The sequence below is a fragment of the Pseudomonas sp. RIT-PI-o genome (genome assembly GCF_001297215.1).
Classification (GTDB): Bacteria; Pseudomonadota; Gammaproteobacteria; order Pseudomonadales; family Pseudomonadaceae; genus Aquipseudomonas; species Aquipseudomonas moraviensis_A.
The window spans coordinates 127,997-150,576 of record NZ_LHPA01000022.1; the positions used below are offsets into that span (position 1 = coordinate 127,997).

Genomic DNA, 22,580 nt, shown 5'->3' on the forward strand with positions numbered 1-22,580 from the left:
GGGGGGTATGCCGTGACACTAAAAGATAGATGGTCCCAGCTTGACCCTGTACATCGTAAGTACTGGACCTGGGGCACAATTGCGTTTGTCGTGATCGTAGTGCTGTGGGTATCCGCATCTGTGTTTGACGGTACCAGCGGACCTCGGAAGAAGGCGCGTAAGGAGATTGTGACTGCTCTTACTGACCACGACCCTCGGTCGGTCGGTATTGATGCGATGAACGCGGCGCTGAGGGCGCAGGGGGCTCAGATCAACAAATTGCTTCAGGGGCAGAAAGCTCAGAGCGAAGCTTCCGAGTCGTTAAAAGCTGTTCTTGAATCAAACAAGCTGTTGCAGGAGCAAAATACGCGCACTTCAGGCGATGTTGACCTGCTGAAACAGCAACTCGAAGAGTTCAAGACGTCGCAAGCCAAGTCCCTCATGGAAGGGGAGGCAAAGGGTAATGAGTCTTTAGCGTCAGCAGACCCTGCATCAGTGAAAACGCCAACAGGCGGCGAATTCAATCGTTATTCGCCTTCATCGGTACAGAAAAACCCTGAGACTTATTTTGCGTCTGCACCTCAACCGCCAGAGCCGCCTAAAAGTGGTTCCGGCGCCAAAAAGGCAGACGCTAAGATCGACATTCGCACCATTGCTTCCGAAGAAAAAGAAGCTGACCCAAAGGCTGAGAAGGAACATGAAATGTTTCTTCCGGCAGGTTCAATCCTCTCCGGTGCACTGATCACCGGTATGGATGCACCAACTGGCCAGGGGGCTCGTAAAGAACCTTTTCCAGCTCTGCTGCGTATCAAAAAAGAAGCGATTCTTCCCAATCGTTTTCGGGCCGACATCAAGGAGTGCTTCTTGATCGCCAGTGGTTTTGGTGATCTTTCTTCCGAGCGTGCTTATCTGCGAGCGGAGGTTATCAGCTGTGTGCGTGAAGACGGCGGGGTCATTGAAACCAAGCTGGACGCATACGCCGCAGGTGAGGATGGTAAGGCTGGCGTCCGCGGAAGATTGGTCAGTAAACAGGGGCAAATCCTGGCCAGAAGTTTGATGGCTGGTTTTATGCAAGGTGTCAGCGAAGCGTTCAGCGTGAAGAGCGTGCCGACGATCAACGTACGCGACATCAACAGCACCAACTCAAACAAAACCTATAACCCTGTTATGGAGCAAGCTTTTAACGGCGAAGCACTTCAAGGCGCTGCGATCAGTGGCACCGGCAAGGCTTTGGAACGCATCGCTGATTTCTATCTTGAAATGGCCGAGAGCCTGTATCCCGTCATTGAAGTCGATGCACTTCGAGAGATCGACTTTATCGTCAAGCGCGGCCAGACCCTCAAGCTTCAACCATAAATCCTTACCCCCACTCGGGGGGCGAATTCGCCCTCCGCATGGGCCTCTCATGCCCAAAAATCAGCACACTTGGAGAATTAACAATGCGCGGACTTTTACCTTTGATCGTTCTGATCGCCGCCGCCTCTTCACTAGGAGGCTGCTCGTTCCTGTCGATCGGTGAACCTGATTACGGCTGTAAAGGGATGCCTGAGGGTGTCACTTGCATGTCCGCCCGTGATGTTTATAGCGCGACTGAAAGCGACAGCTTCCGCAAGCGCGTTGGGCCAGATGAAAGCTCACCAAACGCAGAGCCCCAGAGCGGGAAAACCGAAGTTGCGGTTCATCAGCCGGTTGCTGGGGAGCGTTACGTAATTCCCAAAGCAGCCCGACAGCCTCTGCCCATTCGTAGCCAGGCGACAGTTATGCGTATCTGGGTCGCTCCCTGGGAAGGCAAGGACGGAGATCTCAATGTTCCCGGCTACGTGTACACCGAAATCGAGCCACGCCGCTGGGAGCTTGGGAATCCGTCGCCCAAGGTCACTCCAACTTTACGGCCACTGCAAATCCAACACCCGGTTGCGCAAACAACTCCTGATACCAAGAACCCCCTTGGTGTAAGTCCGTAGTACCCCCCCAACTATCGAGGAACATATGATGCAAAACCTGTTCGAACGCCAAGAAGGCGTTCCTAAACTTAATCGCAACCGCGATCGCAATCGCACCTACGCACAGGCCGCCCTGGTCGTAGGATTGATGGTGTTCGGTCGAATGGCATTGGCCGGTACGGGCGGTGAAGAGTTCGACCCAATCTGGCAAAGCTTGCAGGGCTGGATGCAAGGTACTCTGGGCCGGGTAGTTGCCGGTGCGATGATCCTTGTCGGCCTGGTGGGCGGTGTCGTTCGTCAATCCATCATGGCTTTCGCAACGGGCGTCGGCGGCGGGGTAGGGTTGTATAACTCGCCTACCGTGATCGAATCGATCATGTCCGCGACTATCCACCCTGCGCTCGTTTAATCGACTCAGTTAAGACCAATCGGGGGGCGACCCCCACTCAGGGGGCAAATTGGCCCCCTTTTGCCCATCCCCCTCAGCAAGATATTCCTGCATATTCCGCATTGGCAGGACATCTATGACTCCCTGGCTTACAAACCTCCGCAAACTAGCCCTGCTAGGCATCGTCTTCGCATCCGCGCAGGCGAGCGCAGAATGCACCTTCAGCAACGCTACCATGTGGCAGTCCTGCAGCGGCTTGTCCAACTGCGTAGGAAATGGCCAGCCGGTGCTATGGGTAAATGGGATCAATTTAGGCGTTTCACCCTCGCAAGAGCTCATTGCGAACGGTGTGAAATACACCCGCGGTGCGCAGACAAAAAATGACGTAAAGGACAACGGTGTTGTCGACGCGCGTTGGCAGGTCTGTACGGATTCAAATCAGCCCCCAATCGCTGATGACGCGGTGTTGGTCACTGATGAAGAGACACCTGGTCAAGTCACGCTGAATAGCCGAGACCCTGATGGCCCAGCCCCAGTGATCTATCGACTCGACACGCTTCCGAGTACTTCGGTTGGAACGGCCACTTTGGTGGGCAACCAGTTTACTTTTACCCCGGCACCTGATTGGAATGGCGCGGCGGTGGTTGGTTATCGGGTACAAGATTCCAAAGGCATGTGGTCTGAACCTGCCAAAGTCCAAATCACGGTCAACCCTGTGAATGATGTCCCTTCGGTCGATGATCGCGAGATTTTTACCCGAGAAGATGTTGCCGCATCCATATCCTTGACCGCGCGTGACCCGGACAAAAGCGACACTCATACTTTCGAAATTATCGCGCTTCCTTCAGCTGAGGAAGGGATCGCGACCATCACCGGTGACAAGCTCACTTTTGCCCCCGCCCAAGACTGGAACGGCGCTACACGGATTCAATATCGTGCTCGTGATTCCGCTGGAGCATTATCGAACATCGCTACGGTCGAAATAGTGGTCAAGCCGGTGAATGATGTGCCGGTGATGCAGCCCATCACCATCACAACCGTAGAGGACCATGATGCATCCACACCGTTGTCAGCCACTGACATTGATAGCCCGAACAATTTTACCTTCGAGGTCTACACCCAGGTCCCAGCCTCTGAAGGTTCGTTGATCGTAGTAGGCAATACGCTGGTGTTTAAACCGGCGAAAGACTGGGCTGGAACTACATCAGGAAAAATTGTTGCTCGCGATGCCGATCATCAAAGCTCTCTGCCCGTGAGTGTTTTGATCACCGTAACGCCGGAGAACGATGCGCCTGCGACCAAGGACGCAAACATCACACTAGCCCAAGGGCAATCCCAATCAGTCACTATGTCGGTTGTTGACCCAGACAAAGGTGATACCCATTCGGTGACTTTGTTGGATCCGGTACCGGCGAATTTTGGAACGCTATCGGTATCTGGTTTGAACATCACCGTATCCCCAAATGCAAAGTTCTCGGGCAAGCAAAGCTTTAGGTTCGTGGTAAGGGACAAGGCGGGCATTGTCTCCCTCCCGAGTACGCTGTTTGTCGATGTGCAGAAGGTAAACGTCCCACCAATTCTTTCGGCTTTATCGCTGAAGACCCAGCTTGGAGTTCCTGTCGAAGCCATATTGGCGGCTACAGATCCGAATGGTGATTCACCGATTTCATACCAGATCTCATCTGCTCTCCCGGCAGAGGCGGGTTCGCTGAGTATCAGCGGTTCCAAAATCCATTACTCGCCAACACCTAGCTGGGTGGGGACCTCATCGGCATCTGTAATTGCTGTTGATGCCGAAGGAGCGGTGTCCGTACCTGCGACTATTACAGTCGAGGTCCAGAACCAAATCGTGATTGCTCAGGATCCGGATGATCCTGACAGTCATGCGATCGTTATTGTTTCTCAACCGCCAGAAAACGTTGGCAGCGTAAAAGCCAATGGTCTTGAGGTTGTGTTCACACCGGTCGCAGGTTTCTATGGCGAAGCATCTTTCACCTACCTTATTCGAGATGCGGCTGGCGCTAACTCCCCTGTTGCAACAGGAAGCATATCGGTCAGCAAATACAACTACGCCCCTACCTCGACCAGCGCTAACCTCGTAGCCGAACAAGGCCTCAAGTCCGATCCAGTAACGCCAACCGTGGTTGATCCGAATCCATATGATCAGGGTCGGCATACCTTTTCGGTACCAGCACAGTCCATGATCGGCTTCGCCGAAGTCATCAATAACCAGCTTGTGTACACCGCGCCTTATGACTTTGAAGGCGTGACCCAATTCAAGTACACAGCGGTCGATGAGGGCAATTTAGCGGTTTCTGGCGTTGCCTCGGTCACTATCAAACACAAGAATTCCCCGCCAACTGGCTTGTCGTTATACATGACAACGCCAGAAGGGATACCAGTCAGCGGTGTGCCGACAGTTGAAGACAAGAACCCTGCAGATCGTCATACCTTTGCGATCGAGACGCAGCCGATTGTGGGAGCTGCCGAACTCGTGGGCGGTGCTGTTAAGTATTCACCACCTGACTCTTTTTTTGGCGTCATCAGCTTTACTGTCCGTGCAACAGACCCGAGTGGTGAATCGGTCGCCGGAACGGTATGGGTCGACGTCCAGCGCACAGACAAAGCTCCCGAAGCGCTATCCGGCAAAATCACTGTGAAAGAAGGTGAGGTGAGTGAGCCGTTTTATCCGACCATCATCGACAGCAATGCCTATGACCAGATGAGGCATCAACTCTCGATCGAAATGAACGGTGCCCACGGTCAAGCGGTGGTTCAGGACAACCGAATCATTTACACCCCGACCGACAGATTTTTTGGTCAGGATACGATCCAGGTCAAGGCAACTGATCCGAGCGGTCTTTCAGTCGTTGGGGAAATCGAGGTCGTCGTTACCCAGCACAACTATCCACCGTCGGAGACCAACGTCACGATCTACACCGTCGAAGGGCGGTCCAGTAATCCGGTACAACCCCGGATCGTCGATCCTAATGCTTGGGATTCCTTTGTTGTAGAAATCATCAAGCAGCCAGCCAATGGCAAAGTCGTGGTTACTGGCGACCAGATGGTCTATACGCCAAACGTTGGTTTCACCGGTGATGAGCTATTCAGCTTCCGTGTTGTTGACACAGGAGGTCTGTACGTAGAGGGGATTGGTACTGCGCAAGTGGCGAGATTAAATTCGCCGCCCACCGATATCGGTCCCGATGTGGTGTTGATGTACGAAGGGGTTGGCGGGAATGCGCTTATGAGCGTATCCGATCCTAACCTTTGGGATTCTCATCGTCTTGAGGTCGTCAATCAGCCTGAGCATGGCACTGTCAATTTCAACGGTCTTGAAATGGACTACCGAACCGATGGCAAGACACCTACGGTAGTGAGATTGCGTGCGACTGATCGCGGCGGTCTTTCATTCGAGAAGGACATTCGCATCAAGTTTCGTCCGGCCAGTGACATTGTTATCGATCGCCCGATTCTTGAGCTGGGCTTTAAACCAGTCATTCCAGGCGTTACTGCTGCCATGGTGGACGGGAACGGGCGGCATTCGTTCCGTGTTCTGGACATAGAGGCCATGAAAGCGCTCGGCAACGATATCGTAGCGGTCGTTCAGCCTTCGAGTTCTCTCGGCATTCGCCTGGGGCATAGAGTTTTGGCTGTTGGTGACGGTAGTCGATTCACTCCGGACATGATTTCTCCAACCTCCTTGGAGGAACCTCTCGCGGCGCTTTCGGCAGGTGATAGCGGCAAGTCTACGGTTCTGTTGTCGAGAATGGACAGAACCGGCCCCGTCTATGCAGTACCTGTTAGCGTCTGGTCTTTACAAGGCGGTCTTGAATCGCAGTCTTGGAAGATATTGCAGGGCATTGGCCGTTCGAAGATTGAGTTCAAACCGTCAAATAATGTGTGCGTGCCCACAACGTCAATTGTCGCCGCTAAAGCCAGAAATGTGATCGATGCTCCGACCTGCTATTTGGAGTGGGCTGCGACCCCTAAAGAATGGAAAGATCGGAGTAACCGCGACACTCTGAGCCTCGAAGCCGCAGGGGCGCAGGTAATGGTGGAACCTGTCAGGGCTACTTCTTACGTGGTCGACAGGGATGGTAATAAATTCTTCATGGCTAGTTATGACCATGACCTGGAAACGTTGGCCCTGGACGGTTCTATCAGGCTTGGCCCAGAACCGGCAATGCAGCAGGTCTACTACAAGGTAGAGGAAATCAACTTCCTGCTCAAACAGGTTGCGGGGCCTGAATGTACGCTCACGACTATTGAACAGCGCGCGAAAATTACGTCGTCCAGCTGGTCATCGAACGTTATGTGCTACGTGAACTGGACTCAAATTCCAAACGGCTTGCAGCAGCGTGAAAATTGGGAACGGCCAAATCTACTGAACGCGGTTCAAGAACTTGGGCCGCAAACTATCAAGTGGGCGGTATCGATTTTCTCGCCGACGGGTATCGAAATCAAAGCCAGTGAGGGTGAGCACACTTTTAATGCTGTAGAGCCCGCATCATTGGCAATCAGCATGGACAATCGCAGGCTGATCAAGGGTGACCTCTATTCGGCGCCGCTTTCAGGTGGCTATCTCGGTGAGTTGGCGATCAAAGGATTCAACGCGCCGATCAAACTCATACTGACTCAAGATGGCCAGGTGATTGAGAACGGTGTTGCACCTAGGAGCTGGATGGATGAGCAAAATGTTCGCCGCCGAGTGAATGCCAACGCAAAAAGCAGTCTATGGACGCTTTCCACGTTCAACGCGAAAGCTGCTTTTGAAGCTTTACCTGGCAGTCTTGTCGAGCACGAGTTTGAGATTCTGTCCGTTCCTGACGACGGTATTAAGCCGGTCATTCTCAACAAAGAAACGACTGTCCTTTCAACGGAAAAATTGTCGATCGATGTCGGCATTCAGGATGTCTACGTTCCTGGTAATGCCTATGACTCCAACACAATGGGTAAATGGCAAGTGCGTTTGCTTGCGATGAAAAGCTACAAAGAATCTACGCCGTTAACCGACTGGGAAGACACCAACGGGGCAGGGGAAACGTCGTTTGACGTGCCGGTGGCCGATGTGGCTGGTGATGTACTGCGTATTGTGGCTGAAGCGCGTGTGATATCCCCGGTGCCGGAATATTCTTCTATTCGGACAGGCCTCAAACCGTTATTCCTCTCTGTCCTCAACGGTGATCCTTTGGATGGTTCGGTGAGAGCACTGAGGATGTCGGGTGAAGCCCCGCTTCGTGTGACCCTCTTCGCTGATTTGGCCAAGAGGAAAGAGGCACGTGATTTGGGCTCTGTGAGCTGGGAGATGTCTACCAACAACGGCGGGTCTTGGCAGCCGGTCAAGAATCCATCGCGCGCATCACAGCGGTTATCGATGACCCTGAATAAAGGGAAGTATCTGGTGCGTGCTCAACTCGTGAACAAACACAGTGGGGCCACCTCGATGACTCAAAGCGTTGAGATTGAGGCCTACAACGTTCCGGCAATAAAAATTAAAGGGCCCGGTAACGTGTTTGTGACCGGGACGGCTCACTACAGACTCCAGAACAAAGACAATACGGAATTCGATCCGTCGAACAAGAAAATCGAGTGGTCCCTCGACCGCGGAAAAACGTGGGAGCAGGGGACCGGTACACTCGACATAACCCGCGACGTGCAAGACAGGATTTATGTCATGGCTAGGGCCCGCTTTCTGGACTCGCCTGAAGAGCCAGGTGCTTACCGCAAGGTTCGTGGCGCTGTCGGCTTCAGGGCTATCCGACCACCGCGTGTGCAGATTCTTGGGCGGACCCGACCAGAGATCGACAAGCCCGTCACGTGGACTGCGAAAATCTACCCGCCTTATATCAACATGGAAGTTGAGATGGGGAGTGAATTTATCCTGCCTACAGGTGAAGTCGTTAAGAGTAATACTGTCGAGTTCACCCCAACGGCAGAGGATCGTGATCGTCCAGAGAACTATCTTTCTGTCAAATCATGGGTCGTTGACTGGGAATCCCGTGGAGCTATTGGTACGACTACCAAGCGCTTGGAATTCTGGGAATACATCTGGCCGAACTGGTTCCTGCAGCCCACGTACACCGCGGAGTATGCCCCTGCCCAACTGGAAATGCGGGTGAAGTTCAACGGGCCATTTAAGGAGTTCGAAAAGCTCAATTACGACTGGGAGTTACCACCTGTGTCTGGATTCACCTTGGTCAAAGACGATTACGCCCCTGTAAGGATCGTCTCGATTGATGAGCCGGGCGAATTCATGTTCAAAGTGCATATCACTGATGGTCGCGGGAATTACAGCGTGGTTGAACGAAGCCTTCGATTCCGAGAGCCGCCCCCATGGAATGTGGGCATTAATTGGGCTGGCGACAACCCTGCCAGTCGGGCGCCGCTTGGAATATTCCTCAGGCCTTCGATGACAGGTGGGCACCCACGGGACCGAGTTACGAAAATGGCCTACAGCATCAATGGCGAGTTGTTGGATATTGGCAAATCAAGGTATGGCAGAGCCAAGCTGCCAGAGGCAGGCACTTACCAGATCAGTTTGGATATTGAAACTGAGATGGGTAAAACAGCTCGTAAAGAAGTCGAGGTTGAGGTGAATGAAAACAAGCCTCCCGTCTGCGAGTTGGAAGTCAGTGAAGGTTTTGGCGCCTGGACCGCGAAAGCCAACTGTAAGGACGAGGATGGGAAAATTGTTAAGCACCTATGGATGCTTAATGACTCTGAAGTCGGTATCAATGGAAGAATCATCACCGTTTCTAAAAAGTCCTATGCAGCAGCACCTCAGATTCGTCTGATCGGCGTGGACGATTCTGGCGCAGAGTCCGAGCCTGTCGTCTGGTAAAACATGTATGTGGAAAGGGCCCTTCGGGGTCCTTTTTTTGTCTCTAGCTTTCTGGGATGACCCCCCGCAAGGGGGTGAATGTGAGCCATCAGCGCAGGGCATTTCCATAGTCTTTCACTAGATCCCTAAGTCTTGTGAGAGGACTCCAATGACCAAATTTATTCTGGCAACGATCGCTGCGTTCACCGTAGCGATTGGCTTGTTTTCTTCCCCCTTGTCCCTTGCAGCAGAGAACTTGGTTGGGCTACCGGTAAGCGGTCTTGCGGTCGCCGAGAAAAATGGAAAGCTCCGGTACGTTTCGGACAATGGCCGTTTTCTGATTGAAGGCCGGATGTACGACACCTGGAATAAGGAATACATCGATTCGCTTGAAATGGCTGATCGCGCATCCAAGTACATCGATTTCGAGAAGATGAAATTTAAAGTTCAAGACCTCGATCCTCTTGTTTTTGGCACCGGCAAAAAACAGGTCACGGTTTTCGTCGATCCATACTGTGGCTTCTGTCACAAGATGTTCGGGCAGATGCAAGATCTGCAAAATGAATACACCTTCAACATCGTCCAGTTACCGATTCTTGGTGAAACCAGTGTCGCGCGCGTACGTGATGTGCTTTGTGCAGCCGACAAGGCTGAAGCGCTAAAAACGGTTCTGTCAGGCGACAACAAAAGCTACCTGAAGCAGGTGGATTCGTGTGATCAACTGCCCGTCAATAAACGGCTGATCACAGCACAGTTCTTTGCCATCAAGGGTGTTCCGCATTCGATCCGTCAGGACGGCTTCATTACCAAGGGGTTCATCCCCGATTTGAAGGGCTGGCTAGCCCAAGGTAAGGGCTGAGGTCGATATGGGTATTTTTCAGAAGCCGATCTACCGCCTAGGGGATCACCTGCAGGTCCTAGCGTACTCACCCGACAACAAGCTTTTTTTGCTGGACGACAACGCAATGGGTTTCGCGTTTGTCTGCCAACCTCTCTCAGGCGGGGATGAAAGTGTCGCCGAGCACTTGCGTTCACTGCTGAAGCAATCCTGGCCGAAAGATACGCTGATGCAGTTCACCCTGTTTGCGGGGCAGAACATCACCCATCAGATCCAAGCCTTAATGCGTCGCCGTATGGCCCAGACTGATCAACTTTTGCTGAATGCGATTCAGGAACGAGCTGACTATCTGACGGCCGCGACATTGAAACCGATTGATGCGTTCTCGGGTATTAAAGTCAGGGACGCGATTCTGGTCATTACCGTTCGTTTGCCAATGGAGTCAATGGAGCCTACGGCAAAGGAGGTCGAGGAATATTCGGATTACCGCACACAGTTTGAGTCGACGCTCAGCTCCGTAGGTTTTGCACCTCGGGCAATGACCAACGACTTGTACGTCGAGGTCATGACTTCGATTTTGAACCAAGGCGAGAACGCTTCTTGGCGAGATCGTTTGCCAATCGAGGCCGAGACTGACAAAGAACTCAAGTATCAAATCCTCGACTACGACAAGGCTGTAGAACCACATCCGGACTACATCCAGATCGGCGACACTTTGATCAAAACGCTGAGCGTCAAGCGTATGCCCAAAGTGGCATATCAGGGAAAGGCAGCCTGGTACCTGGGCGACATGATGACCGGACGTCACGGTATCCGTGACAACTGCATGATCAACATGACATTGCAGTTCCCAGACCAGCAATCCGCAAAAGACAAAATGTCTGCACGCCGCACGTGGGCAAATAACCAGGCCTATGGCCCGCTGCTCAAATTCGTACCCATTCTGGCTGCAAAAAAACACAGCTACGACGCCCTGTTCAAAGAACTGGACGACGGTGACTTGATGGTCCGAACGTATCTGTCAGTGACGGTGTTTGCTCATGACCGTGAGCGTTTAGTGCGTGCCTCCAGCGAGGCTCGAAACTATTGGGGCGTCCATCAATTTCAGCTGATGGAAGACCGATTTTTCATGCTTCCTCTGTTCTTGAATTCGCTGCCGTTTGGGGCTGACATCAAGGCAATCAAAGAGACTTATCGCTACAAGAGCATGGCGATCAGCCACGCGTTGCCGCTCCTGCCTATATATGGTGATTGGAAGGGGACGGGGTCCCCTGAAATGTGCTTCGTGAGCCGAAACGGTCAGCTCATGAACTTTGACCTTTTCGACTCAGAAACAAACTACAACGCAACGGTCGCCGCCCAATCCGGTTCAGGAAAGTCATTTCTGACCAACTACCTGATTACCTCCTATCTGAGCTCGGGCGCTCAAATTTGGGTAATTGACGTCGGTAGGTCCTACGAAAAGCTATGTCACGCTTTTAATGGTGACTTCATCGAATTTACTGAAGCCTCGAAGATTTGCTTAAACCCCTTCGAGCTGGTTCAGCAGTACTCAGAAGAAGAGGACGTGCTGGTCGGACTGCTATCAGCCATGGCCGCGCCTACACAGCCGCTTACTGACCTTCAGGTCTCCGGCCTCAAGCGGCACCTTACGAAAGTATGGCTCGAGAAAGGGACCGCGATGCTGGTCGACGACATCGAGCAGAGTTTGCTTTCGGACAACGACGAGCCAATCCGCAATATCGGTAAGCAGCTGTACACCTTCACGTCTGCGGGTCAATACGGGAAGTTCTTCAACGGAAAAAACACCGTCGCTTTCAACAACCCTTTCACTGTTCTCGAACTGGAGGAACTGAAGGGCCGTAAGCACCTGCAGCAGGTGGTGTTGCTCCAGCTGATCTACCAGATCCAGCAAAACATGTACCTGGGCGATCGCGATCGCCGAAAGATCGTGATCATCGACGAGGCTTGGTCGCTCCTCACCGAGGGCGACGTGGCCAAGTTCATTGAGCACGGATATCGCCGGTTCCGTAAGTACGGTGGTAGCGCGATCACGATTACTCAATCCGTGAACGACCTTTACGCGAACCCTACCGGGCGAGCAATCGCTGAGAACAGTGCAAACACCTTTTTGCTTGGGCAGAAGAAAGAAGCGATCAACCAGATCAAGAAAGATGAGCGCTTACCTCTTTCCGAAGGCGGTTACGAATACTTGAAAACCGTACATACGGTGAAAGGCCAATACTCAGAAATTTTCATGATGACCGACCGTGGCAGCGGGGTAGGACGCCTGACCGTAGACAAGTACAGCCTGCTCCTCTACTCGACCGCGCCGGAAGACGTTCAGGCCATCAATACCTACGTCAAACAGAATTTCAGTACCGCTGAAGCCATCAAGGCGGTCATCAATGATCGAGGAGCACGAGTTTGAAAATTGTCCCCTATATCGCTTTGGCTGTTTCCCTTGGTGCTCTGTATTTGGCTTGGGAGGCACAGCAGAACGAGGTGCCGAAAATCGCGGTGATCAACATCGCAGCGGCGATAGAAGCGATCCCTGGCGAACGCACCCCTGAAGCGATCGAAGAAGCCACCAGCAAAACGTACCAGCAAGCCGCGCGTTTAGCCGCCCGTGGGTTTCTGGTTCTTGATAGTCGGGCTGCGATCCAGGTTCCAGCTGACATGGAAGTGCCACTGCCGAGCATGAGCAAAGCTCCGGAAGAGGAGGCGGCTCAGTGAAGAGAAAGATGAGCCGAGGCGAGTTTTTGGTTAAGAGTCTCGCAATGACCGCGGTGGTCGCCTGCGTGGTGGGGGGTGGAAGCACGTTATTGGCCGATCGTTACTCTATAGGCATCGACCCTCAGCAAAGCCGATGCCTGGGGTACAGAGTCTTCTTCATCGACAAGACAGACAAATCGCCTGAGAGGGGAAAAATATTCACCTTCAAAGCGCTTGGGACTGAGCCTTATTTCCCTAATGGGACTTTGCTTACCAAGATGATCGACGGTGTTCCTGGCGACCGTGTGCAGGTCGGTCATGACGGAGTTGCTGTCAATGGCAGCCAGGTTCCAACTGCGGATGGTTTGTATTTGGCGGCGACGTTAAATAAACCTGAATCAAGGTACACCCGCGACGAATATCTGGCGAAGGGAAAATACTGGTTCTCAGGCAGGACTAAAGACTCATTCGACTCGCGGTATTGGGGGGCTGTTGATGAGACTCAGATCGTCGGTCGAGCCTATCCGTTATGGTGAAGGCAATCCAGAAGGTGATCGCCCTGTCTGCCTTTGTCTCGTTGCTTCCGTTCACAATGGGCGCCGCGGAATTGACGTCTGAAGACGTAACCGAGTGGGCGAAAAGTATTGCGGCAGAGCAAGGCGACTACACCGGCAACCCATTGGAGAGCATCCCTGACCAGGTGAAGCCAGACCCTGAGAAATCCCTTACTGCCAGCCCCGATCGGAAGGTCTTTAAGGGGCGTCGTACGTTGATTTTCGTTTCACGGTCCATGTCGGACAATGAGCTTAAATCAATTCTCCTAGAAAACGCCGACGATCCATCGGTGCAGTTGGTCGTTCGCGGATTTCCTGATGGTGTCAATACGGTTGAGGCGATATCACACCTGCAAAAGCTGGTGATGGATACGCACTCGAAAGCCGGGTTAATCATCGACCCACCTGCTTTCAAGCGTCACAACATTACGGAAGTCCCTGTGACCATCCTCGAGGAGAGCGAGATAGCCTTGCTGACCGCGAAAGGGAACAGCAGCGCCCAATATGTCACCGACGCCTACGCTCAGGGTCAAAGGGGCGAACTCGGTGCTTTGGGCCCGATGGTGAACATCGCTGAAAGAGATCTGGTTGAAGTAATGCAGGAACGTGCTCACAAGATCGACTTTGAAAAGTTGAAAAGGTCAGCAAAAGATCGGTTCTGGGCAAATCAAAAGTATTTTGAACTCGATCATGTCGTTGAAAGCAGAATACGTGAGATTGACCCAACTGTGATTGTTGGCCAGGACATTCTAGATCCCAAAGGAAATGTGATTACCGCTAAAGGGACAAGAATCAACCCTCTGGACATTCGGCCATTCACACAGCGATTGGTTATTTTCGATGGCCGAGATAAAGAACAAGTAAAACTTGCCAAGCAAGAGTTTCAAGATTATTCCCAGTCAACGCGAGTTACATTGATTCTCTCTGCTCTCGAAACGACTGATGGTTGGGAAAACTTTCAACGACTGCAAAAAGAGATTGGTGCACCTCTATTTCTGCTCACCCCCGAAGTCTTGACGACATTCGAAATAGAGAAAGTGCCCAGCACTGTTTACTCCGACCATAATAAATTTATCGTCCAAGAAACTAAGGTTGAGAGGATCTCGGAATGACTTTGAAACTCGCTGTTCAAGGACTACATACTTGGAGTTCGCTCCAAGGATATGAAGTCCTCGCACGAAAAGTTGAGCCCGAAGGAAAAATTTTGGTTCCTCATCAATTTGTGCTTCCAGAGCGCGGTCTGTCGTGGTCGGAGTTAGACTGCTTGGTATTGGGGTTGGCCAACACTTCGGACTTTCTTAAAAATACGTCCGTGCCGATCTTCATTAATCTTTCTGCTGCCACCTTGGAAAACGAAATCCTTCTTGAACGTGCAGTGAAACAATTACGGGTACTGCGTGATTGGGTTTCCAATGATGTAGTGCTTGAGGTGTCCGAAAAATACCATGCAACTACACAGGTAATGGTTGAGCAGGTAATTCACCTAAGAAGCCTCGGTATAAAAATGGCTATTGATGACTTTGGCTTTGAACACTCTGATTTTGAGCGCTTGAAGTCAGTGCATTGGGATTATTGTAAGGTCGATCTTACAGCTTTAAAATCGTCAGAAAATCTCGATTGGTTGCACGAGGCCTATGAGTATTGCAAAAGCGATGGCGTTCAAATGGTGCTTGAGCGCTACGAGCAAACTAGACCGTGCGAAGTTATTAAGTCTTTAAAAGGCGCTTGGATACAAGGTTTCTCACTATCCAAGCCAGTGTTGATAGATACTCCAGCCGGATCGAATTGAATGAAGTCATTTCTAAAAATTCTGGGTCTGTTCTTCCTGCTCATTTCTGGAGTAAGTGCAGAGGATCTGCCTGGAGACCCCACATGTCAAAATTCGGAGATATTAGGTCCGAAGATATTTACAGACGTTTGCTGGGCGTGTTTATTCCCTATTAAAGTGGCAGGCGTCAGTTTATTCGGGGGTTCGGCACCGGATAAATCGAGTAACAAAACTGTTTGTGCGTGCGCTGACAACAACGGTATCTACAGGCCAGGACTTGTAACGTCTATGTGGCAACCTGCTCGATTGGTAGAGGTTGTCAGATCGCCTGGCTGCTCGATGGCACTAGGTGGCGCTAACCTCGCTATCGGCGACAAACGTCTGCGTGGACATAATGGTAGCGGTGATTACGACAGCGGTGATACGGTTTTCTACAATGTTCACTATTACTCCTTCCCTTTGTTACAGATCCTCGAAATCTATCTCCCAAGTCGATGCAATGTTGATGGCTTTAACGACTTTGATTTGATCTCTATTAGTGAAATCGATCCAACATGGACTAATCCTGAGCTCGCTTTTTTCACTCACCCTGAGGCTGCGGCAGTAAGTTCGCCGATCGCTCAAGCTGCGTGTACTGCCGAAGCACTGACCCTCACAGTGGGCCAGCCACTTGATTCGATGTGGTGGTGTGCAGGCAGCTGGGGAGCCATTTATCCCTTTGCTGGCCATACCGGAAATATGGAGTTCGAGCGGAGTACATCGTTGCTGGCGGCAAAAACGTTGGCGGTCCAGCATCGTCGAGGTCTTGCACGCTTGACCATGGGTGACGAAGCGCTTTGTAAGTCGCAAATTTTCCCTACTGTGGTTAAGTCACAATACAAAATGGCGATGTTTTCACCGCTTCCAGAAACCAAGCGAGCACATTGGATTGGCGAACATCCCATGAAGTGGGATGGGGGGCCGAAAGGAAGATTAATTCCGTTTGTTGGTGAAGATGCCCTTTACATGCTTTGGCGTTGGGCTGACTGCTGCGCAACACTTTAGGTGGTTTAATGAACATTTTAAGAAATTCTAAATTTGTTACCGCCGTGTGCGTCCCATTAATTGGGCTGACACTAAATACATTAGCTTTTAACGCTTGGGCTGATGGTGTTACAAACTCGGCAGCCGAGGCGAACCAGTTCGGAAATCAGTTTCTAGAATCATACCAAGGGCCAACAAGTAACGGCGGAAATGGTGCTGTATTTCCTGGTGGTTCAAATGTAAGTGTGGATAGTTTATTTCCAGGCGCCGCTGGTGGGTCGAACTCGGATCTTAATAATGTTTTCGGGAATGACAAAGATACGCTCACAATCGGGAAAGGTGCGCAAACTCGATTGGAGACGGAAAAGGGAGGCAATGGAGATGCCTACCGAACCCTGGTTGATTCGTCAAATCGAGTAAGCCCCAACCTTATCAAAGACCCAATATGGAACACTACAGATCAGGTGCTTTCTGATCCGAACGTATTCAAAGGCGAATTTTCAGACTGCAAAGCTGAAACTGTTTTCAATAACAGTACAATTAAAAAACACATCCCTGATTACAGAACGTGTGAGCGTGTTAGCGATTCGTCCGGAACTCATATCTTAAAGCACAATTACTCAGCTGGGATTTTAGAACATAAGGCTGGACCAGCAAACATACAAAGCTGTGGTGAGGGATGCTTGTATCTATGGATTGGCACGGTAGGCAATAACTATCTTTCAGGCTGGTGCACGATTTTCGAAGAAAAAATGTCTGTGAAAATAATTAATCCAGACGCTATCGTAAAAGCCACCCTCGAATATGCCAAATATGATGATTACATGCAGATTTGGACGGGTGACACAAAAGTTTGGAATGGCCCTAACGGTAATTTTCCTCCTGAAACAGGTGGGCCATGTGAGCTGTCTACTGAATGGCAAGATAACCTCGATATCGACGTTACCAGACACTTCAAAGTGAACGGTGACGTAGATTTTAAAACCCGAGTTTCGGTGGGCGACAAAGGGGAAGCCTACGCGAGGATAAAGCTGCTTTTTGATCCAAGTAAAGCTGTGATCCAAGATGAGTATTACGACGAAGCTGCAATTGCAGCGGCTACCCAGATAACTGACGGATTCTGCTCAGCCCAAAGTCTTACCTGCACAGACATGCCTACGGTTACAGATGGGTGCACTTCTATCAACGGCGTACAGGTGTGTGAAAATCATTTAAAACCATCGCCATTACCAGGCATCAGTCCACTCTGTCGGCAAGTTTCATTTAAGTCTGAATGCAAATTTTACCAAGGTGACATGGAGTGCTTTGTTGACGCTAAAGGGGTCAGGCGCTGTCCCACAAATAATGGAGGCAATCTCAACTCATGTAAAAAATACGAAGATGACCCGAAATGCGGTTTCATTGAACAAAAATGCGTCGGTGGAGCTCAGGGTAAATCTGGCGCATGTGCCGTCTTTGAGGAAGTCTGGGACTGCGGTGTTGATGTGGATGTTCCTAATCAGCAGGCAGATACCGTTTACAAGTGTGACGGTCCTGTACGTTGCGCAGGGGGCGAGTGCTACAACCCGACCTATGACAAAAGCAATGACTTTTCCAAGGCAGTGGCAGCACTACAAATCGCTCAGTCAGCGCAGCACGACATGGACTGTACTGGAGATGACGGCATCGAGAACAACCGCTCCTGCGCTTTGTTCAAGGGCGAACCGATGGAGTGCAAAAAAGCAGTGGGCGGATGGGTCAATTGTTGCGAGAACCCTGGCGGAATCTCCCTGGCTGATTACGTAAACCTCACGATCAAAACCTATTCCTTGATGGAGGCAACAGGCAACTTCGAGATGACAAAACCCGTCTACGGTGCTTGGAACCAGTTGAAGCAACCAATCATTGACGGTATCAACTCGGCGTGGCGCGCAACCAGCGATTTGTGGGCGTCAATGACTGACTCAGGAATGGCGGCAACCGATCTGGTGGCTAAAGGGGCAGAGCAAGGCATTATCGCCACGTTCAAGCAGACCCTGATGAACAAGACCGCGGAATGGACGGCGCAGACATTTGGAGCCCAAGCTGCTAACGCCGTGTTTGTCAGCGAGGCGGGTGGTCAGTTTGCCCAAACGGGTGCAGACGGTACTGTCACGACGGGAGGAAACGCAGCGCTCGGCCCACTGGCACAGAACATCGCCATGGCCGCTAACGTCATCATGATCATTTACACGATCTATGTTTTGACCGAGATTCTTGTAAACATTATCTGGGAATGCGAAGAAAAAGAGTTTGAGCTCGGCGCGAAAAAGGAACTCAAGGTGTGCCATTTCATCGGCAGCTATTGCGCCTCCAAAACTCCGCTGGGTTGCATCGAGAAGAGAGAGTCCTACTGCTGCTTCAACAGTCCGGTTGCCCGCATTCTCCAGGAGCAGATTCGTGCCCAGCTTGGGACAAATTTCGGCGAGGCAGAGAACCCGTCCTGTGACCCGATACCGATCGCGGCCTTGGACAAAGTGAACTGGGACAAAATCGACTTGGGTGAGTGGATTGGCATTTTGCAGACCACGGGTAATTTTCCAAACGTGAACACGGTCAATCTCGACAATCTGACAGGGCAGGGGAGCAACCTGAACGTTAAAGGAGACCGGCTCGACACGCTGAAGCGTAACGAACAGCGTCTTCAGGGCATCGACGCCGACACCCTGCGTCACGAAGCCGAGACGCAAGGTTGGTCTGAAGTTAAATAGCTCAGGCAAGAGAAAAAAATAAACGGGCCTACGCGGCCCGTTTTTTTGTGCGCCCAATAGCCTTTTGGATCTGTCATCACAGCCTGTAATTGCCCCAAGCGCAGGGGCAGTCACCTCGACTGCGCTCACCGATCAGGTGGGAATCCGTTGTTGTCGACCGTGCTTTGAAGATGATGACGAGTGATGGACGCGGGGGTTCGAATTATCGCCTTGGAGGCACGGTGGTGCGGCGAGGAGTTCAGCTGGTCTGAACGAGTGCTTAGACCTCGGCGCTAACAGCAGCAAAGACAATGTCTTCACAGTCGTGTTGTATAGAAAGGGATTCTTTTTTTAGTTTTTTCGTGCTGGCTTTTCGCCCAGTTTCTCGCGGACACTACGTTGGTGAAAAGAAAAAAAACCTCAGATAATTGATCGGAAAGGAGATTTGGATGGAACACGAAGATTTCTATTTTGGTACCATTTTCACCCGCGACAGTAGCAAGGAAAAGGCGATTAGATTGTTTGAGCTTTTGCAGAACGCGAGTCTTTCTGGGCAGGCTCATTTCACTCAACAATTGCGTCGATTGTTAGGGGAGCACAAGGGTCTAATCGCAAGCGACGGGACTTCGGCTCCACCCTTTCCTCAGTTGCTCGACAGTGTAGACGTGAATCAGATAGGGCTTGTGCGGATTGGTGGACGTACTGATATTAATCAGAACACGCCTACCTTGGATTGCACGCTCATATTTGTTGAAGGCCCGCTGCATGTACGACCACATTGGACGGCCTACAAAGAGCTCCGCTCCTGGGAAATTATCCGGACATTACTGATGCCTCTTCGTAGCACGGGCCTTGCAAGTCGAACCGTGGTCCAAATTGGCGGCAATGAACAGCCGCTACCCTCGGATCCTGAAAAACAGGTACGGCTGTTGTTTGAAGTGGCAGGGCATCCATTTAACCCTGTCACTCACGGCGAGATGGCGACCTACATCGCGCACATACAAAAGGGGTAGGGTTTTGAGTCGACTCTCGCAGTGAAAGTCGATCAAAGGTAGTTCTTTCCTGACTATTCCTGAAGTGAAAGACGCTAGGTCAAAGTCCGACTTAGCGTCCGTCAACTCTGAATATGTTCGCTAGTACACACCCAAGACCTTCTCATTGACACGGTCGTACAAACGGTACGTCGTTGTCTTAGTTCCCCTTGAAGTTTCCAGGGCTTTGCTCAGGTCAGCTTCTGCGCCTTGAGCTGCGTTTTTGCCACGGTAAAAACCTATGCTGACCCTGAAAATGTATGCCGCGAATCCACCCTTGTTCGCAGGGGCAAAGCCTGAAGCGGCGACAGCATTTGCTGTATTCACTGCGACAGTGAAGCATTGCTTTGGCCCAAGCTTGCAACGGGCGTCGTCCATCAACCACTGAGTACCATCTGAGCCGATTCGTGTACTGGTGGTTTGTGTCGCGGCCTGGATATCGGCCTTGATATCACCCAGACATTTTTTGTAGGCAGCCTTCTGGTCTGGATAATCAGTGCGCGGTACGAAGCAGTATGCGCTGTTCAGCGTGCGAGGGTCGTTGTCCGTCGGCGCCATCAGGAAGTTGACTGCTCCGAGCGCTCCTGCAGTGGCGGCGCTGGTCACACCACTCGAAACGTCCATTGCCAGTGAAGCCGCTGTGTGGGCATTGTCGAACCCTTCCTTACGTGTTGAGTTGTCGACTTCGTTCGAGCTCAGTCGGCCCAGCGGTACCTGCTTCAGAGTCGGCAACCCCGCTGATAGCAGTACCTGATCTGTCGTGGAAGTGTCTTCCGCAAACTTCAGCGGGGCCTGATTGACCAATTTCAGCGTCGACCGATCCTTCACCTCGAAACCGTATTTCACCCCATCATGTTCAAACTGATTGGTGGACACAGGCAGTGAGGCAGCACAACCTGCCAGTGCGAGTGAGCTGAATAATCCTGTTAGTACCTTCATTTTGGTCATGCGTGAGCATCCCTTTCGTTTTTTCTATGTTGCCACGTTTAAAAAAAATGCAAAGAAAACCCCCGCATAGGCGGGGGCTGTAGGGAGCTGAAACGAACGGGTAGGCGTCAGGCGACTTCTGCTGTCGAATCAACTTCGTTAGCTAAAGCATCTGAGAGGATTGCTTGATCAGTTTCGGCATCGACGCCAAGCTCTTCACGCACCTCTGCTGCTAGCTCTTCGCCGGAACGGTTTACCTTTTTCATCGAATCGCGTGCGATGTGCGTTAGCTGGCGAGTAGCGCGAAGAACAGATCGCCGCCAGCCGTACTTCAGATCAGCAACGGAATTGGATGCAATAAGCCCGCTTAGCCAGGCTGTATCGATCAGTACCAGGTAGCTGTCCAGGTCGCTGATGATGAGGGCAAAACGATTCGCGTGCGGAGTCGAAATCGAGTAAGGCTGTTCAATGGAGTGATCGTACCGGGTTTTGCCTGTGACATTTTGCGAGGCCAGCAACTGTTCGATCTGGGCTTTGTCCTTGCTAAGCTTGGCCTGGATGTCGTCGATGATTTTCATGACGGCATTCAGTACTTCGCTGTAGTCGAATGCCGTATTTTTATTGGCAAGTGCTCGAGTCACAACGTCAATTGTGAACAGGGAGCGACTTGCAACCTGGAAGGTATCCCTGAAAACGCGCTGAGCGACATCGGTGTTCAATGACACCGTAGAGCTGATGGTCGGAGTCGAAATTTTCCGTTTTGGCTCAGTTTTTCGTTTTTGCTCTTGTGGGGTTTTCTTAGCGCCTGCAGAGATTCCCGGCTGCTCAGCTACAGCGGAGTTCGTATTCAATTGATTTTCTACTGATTCGCCAACAGCTGTCATGGTCATATCCTTTGGTTGGGGGGGGGTAACCTTAGGTTAACGAGGTGTTATTTGACCTGACCTTGAGTCTGCCCCCTAGCAGGGGGTTACGTGAGATGTCGACTTTACAGCTTCCAATTGCGCTGGTAATTTTTCCATCAATTCGTTTTCTTCTCGTACAGCTGCGCTGTCGAGAGAATCCCGGAGGCTTGCTTCCGGAGTGGCTGGTGATCACTTAAAACAAACACCCACCTTCTGAGTAGTTCGCTACTACTCATCACCCGTAGGGACCGCACCCTACCGGGGTCGAGGTCTCTACTTTTCAAGAGAGGCCTCTCATGAATAACCTTGCATTGACTGCTCCTAGCCCGATCGCGATAGTTTTACTGTTGATCTGCGCTGTTATCATTGTTCAATTCGCAAGAGAGCGTGTCGCAGCATTCATTTACTACATCACGCCCGTTAAGAAGGAGTCTGTTGCTCCTTCGCCCGCCGAACCTCGACCAACTGGTGCTACCAAAACTGATCTCTCCCCAGCCGCTTACAGAAAGCTGTGGATGCCTCAGGATTGGTCCGCATACGACGCTCCTGCGTTTCAACGCATGAAGCGAGTCGACTGAAGCAAGTGGTGCACCCTACGGGGTGTGCCACCAAAGCCCATCTTTGGATTGGTTTTGGTGGCACACCCCGTAAAGGACACTTCCATGATCGACGCTATTTACTGCATGCAGCTACGCGAGCTTCTCCTTGACCACAATCGCTGTGTCCCAGTGCCAAAACACATTGCTGACACCGTGAGCGAGGACCAGGTTGATTTTCGTTACGTCAAAAATTGGGCCGTGCAACAGAAACTTCTGTCGCAACATGCGGAAATCGGCCTGGTTGCTTGATGAGTCGCTTCTTGCACCGGAGAGGGAAACCTCTCCGGAAAGCGCCTTCCAGAGACAGGAAGCCTCCTGTTTGCGGAAGGTACTTTCAGCCAAATATTTCCTACCAGTTTCTCGTCCAGCTCCATGCGGA

At 51.5% G+C, this 22,580-nt stretch carries 16 protein-coding genes; 13 read left to right on the plus strand and 3 right to left on the minus strand.

The window, feature by feature from the left end:
• Positions 1-12: 12 nt before the first annotated feature.
• The 13 genes from AEQ63_RS13990 (at position 13) to AEQ63_RS14040 (ending at position 19,752) form a co-directional block, all read left to right on the plus strand.
• Positions 13-1,335 (plus strand): TraB/VirB10 family protein, encoded by a 1,323-nt coding sequence (locus AEQ63_RS13990; RefSeq protein ID WP_064363847.1) that lies wholly within the window; start codon positions 13-15, stop codon positions 1,333-1,335.
• A gap of 83 nt (positions 1,336-1,418) precedes the next feature.
• Positions 1,419-1,943 (plus strand): type IV conjugative transfer system lipoprotein TraV, encoded by a 525-nt coding sequence (gene traV / locus AEQ63_RS27250; RefSeq protein WP_236705262.1) that lies wholly within the window; start codon positions 1,419-1,421, stop codon positions 1,941-1,943.
• Between the two features lie 28 nt (positions 1,944-1,971).
• Positions 1,972-2,331 carry a TraA family conjugative transfer protein gene (gene traA, locus AEQ63_RS13995; protein ID WP_442965710.1) on the plus strand — a complete coding sequence of 120 codons (360 nt, stop codon included), beginning with the start codon at positions 1,972-1,974 and terminating at the stop codon, positions 2,329-2,331.
• Between the two features lie 214 nt (positions 2,332-2,545).
• Positions 2,546-9,154 carry a tandem-95 repeat protein gene (locus AEQ63_RS14000; protein WP_161806082.1) on the plus strand — a complete coding sequence of 2,203 codons (6,609 nt, stop codon included), beginning with the start codon at positions 2,546-2,548 and terminating at the stop codon, positions 9,152-9,154.
• A 148-nt stretch (positions 9,155-9,302) separates the two neighbouring features.
• Positions 9,303-9,992 (plus strand): DsbC family protein, encoded by a 690-nt coding sequence (locus tag AEQ63_RS14005; protein ID WP_082367841.1) that lies wholly within the window; start codon positions 9,303-9,305, stop codon positions 9,990-9,992.
• 7 nt (positions 9,993-9,999) lie between these two features.
• The gene (gene traC, locus AEQ63_RS14010; RefSeq protein WP_064363850.1) at positions 10,000-12,402 is read left to right on the plus strand and encodes a type IV secretion system protein TraC; all 2,403 of its coding nucleotides are present in this window, start codon (positions 10,000-10,002) and stop codon (positions 12,400-12,402) included.
• The gene (locus AEQ63_RS14015; RefSeq protein ID WP_064363851.1) at positions 12,399-12,707 is read left to right on the plus strand and encodes a hypothetical protein; all 309 of its coding nucleotides are present in this window, start codon (positions 12,399-12,401) and stop codon (positions 12,705-12,707) included. The genes traC and AEQ63_RS14015 overlap by 4 nt, the downstream gene beginning before the upstream one ends.
• A 44-nt stretch (positions 12,708-12,751) precedes the next feature.
• Entirely contained in the window at positions 12,752-13,222 is a 471-nt protein-coding gene (gene lepB, locus AEQ63_RS14020; protein ID WP_161806083.1) for a signal peptidase I, read from the plus strand.
• Entirely contained in the window at positions 13,216-14,352 is a 1,137-nt protein-coding gene (locus AEQ63_RS14025; protein ID WP_064363853.1) for a TrbC family F-type conjugative pilus assembly protein, read from the plus strand. The genes lepB and AEQ63_RS14025 overlap by 7 nt, the downstream gene beginning before the upstream one ends.
• On the plus strand, positions 14,349-15,029 hold the full coding sequence (locus AEQ63_RS14030) for an EAL domain-containing protein (protein ID WP_064363854.1): 681 nt from the start codon (positions 14,349-14,351) through the stop codon (positions 15,027-15,029). Before AEQ63_RS14025 ends, AEQ63_RS14030 begins: the two co-directional genes overlap by 4 nt.
• The gene (locus AEQ63_RS27255; RefSeq protein ID WP_082367843.1) at positions 15,030-16,052 is read left to right on the plus strand and encodes a TraU family protein; all 1,023 of its coding nucleotides are present in this window, start codon (positions 15,030-15,032) and stop codon (positions 16,050-16,052) included.
• Between the two features lie 8 nt (positions 16,053-16,060).
• A complete protein-coding gene (gene traN / locus AEQ63_RS14035; RefSeq protein ID WP_082367845.1) occupies positions 16,061-18,760 on the plus strand; it encodes a conjugal transfer mating pair stabilization protein TraN in 2,700 nt (899 codons plus the stop codon).
• 428 nt (positions 18,761-19,188) lie between these two features.
• Positions 19,189-19,752 (plus strand): hypothetical protein, encoded by a 564-nt coding sequence (locus AEQ63_RS14040; protein WP_064363856.1) that lies wholly within the window; start codon positions 19,189-19,191, stop codon positions 19,750-19,752.
• A 120-nt stretch (positions 19,753-19,872) separates the two neighbouring features.
• Here AEQ63_RS14040 and AEQ63_RS14045 read toward each other — a convergent pair whose 3' ends face one another.
• The 3 genes from AEQ63_RS14045 to AEQ63_RS28970 all read right to left on the minus strand — a co-directional run.
• Positions 19,873-20,718, minus strand: coding sequence for a hypothetical protein (locus tag AEQ63_RS14045; protein WP_064363857.1), 846 nt, complete (start codon positions 20,716-20,718; stop codon positions 19,873-19,875).
• Positions 20,719-20,825: 107 nt separating this feature from the next.
• A complete protein-coding gene (locus tag AEQ63_RS14050; protein ID WP_064363858.1) occupies positions 20,826-21,581 on the minus strand; it encodes a hypothetical protein in 756 nt (251 codons plus the stop codon).
• Between the two features lie 710 nt (positions 21,582-22,291).
• A partial coding sequence (locus tag AEQ63_RS28970; RefSeq protein ID WP_236705263.1) for a hypothetical protein occupies positions 22,292-22,580 on the minus strand: 289 nt, incomplete at its 5' end.

Bases quoted from the DNA above. Each gene is read 5' to 3' on its own strand.
- traV (WP_236705262.1), top strand. From the start codon at position 1,419: ATGCGCGGACTTTTACCTTTGATCGTTCTGATCGCCGCCGCCTCTTCA.
- traA (WP_442965710.1), top strand. From the start codon at position 1,972: ATGCAAAACCTGTTCGAACGCCAAGAAGGCGTTCCTAAACTTAATCGC.
- AEQ63_RS14000 (WP_161806082.1), top strand. From the start codon at position 2,546: ATGTGGCAGTCCTGCAGCGGCTTGTCCAACTGCGTAGGAAATGGCCAG.
- AEQ63_RS14005 (WP_082367841.1), top strand. From the start codon at position 9,303: ATGACCAAATTTATTCTGGCAACGATCGCTGCGTTCACCGTAGCGATT.
- traC (WP_064363850.1), top strand. From the start codon at position 10,000: ATGGGTATTTTTCAGAAGCCGATCTACCGCCTAGGGGATCACCTGCAG.
- lepB (WP_161806083.1), top strand. From the start codon at position 12,752: ATGACCGCGGTGGTCGCCTGCGTGGTGGGGGGTGGAAGCACGTTATTG.
- AEQ63_RS14025 (WP_064363853.1), top strand. From the start codon at position 13,216: ATGGTGAAGGCAATCCAGAAGGTGATCGCCCTGTCTGCCTTTGTCTCG.
- AEQ63_RS14030 (WP_064363854.1), top strand. From the start codon at position 14,349: ATGACTTTGAAACTCGCTGTTCAAGGACTACATACTTGGAGTTCGCTC.
- AEQ63_RS27255 (WP_082367843.1), top strand. From the start codon at position 15,030: ATGAAGTCATTTCTAAAAATTCTGGGTCTGTTCTTCCTGCTCATTTCT.
- traN (WP_082367845.1), top strand. From the start codon at position 16,061: ATGAACATTTTAAGAAATTCTAAATTTGTTACCGCCGTGTGCGTCCCA.
- AEQ63_RS14040 (WP_064363856.1), top strand. From the start codon at position 19,189: ATGGAACACGAAGATTTCTATTTTGGTACCATTTTCACCCGCGACAGT.
- AEQ63_RS14045 (WP_064363857.1), bottom strand. From the start codon at position 20,718: ATGACCAAAATGAAGGTACTAACAGGATTATTCAGCTCACTCGCACTG.
- AEQ63_RS14050 (WP_064363858.1), bottom strand. From the start codon at position 21,581: ATGACAGCTGTTGGCGAATCAGTAGAAAATCAATTGAATACGAACTCC.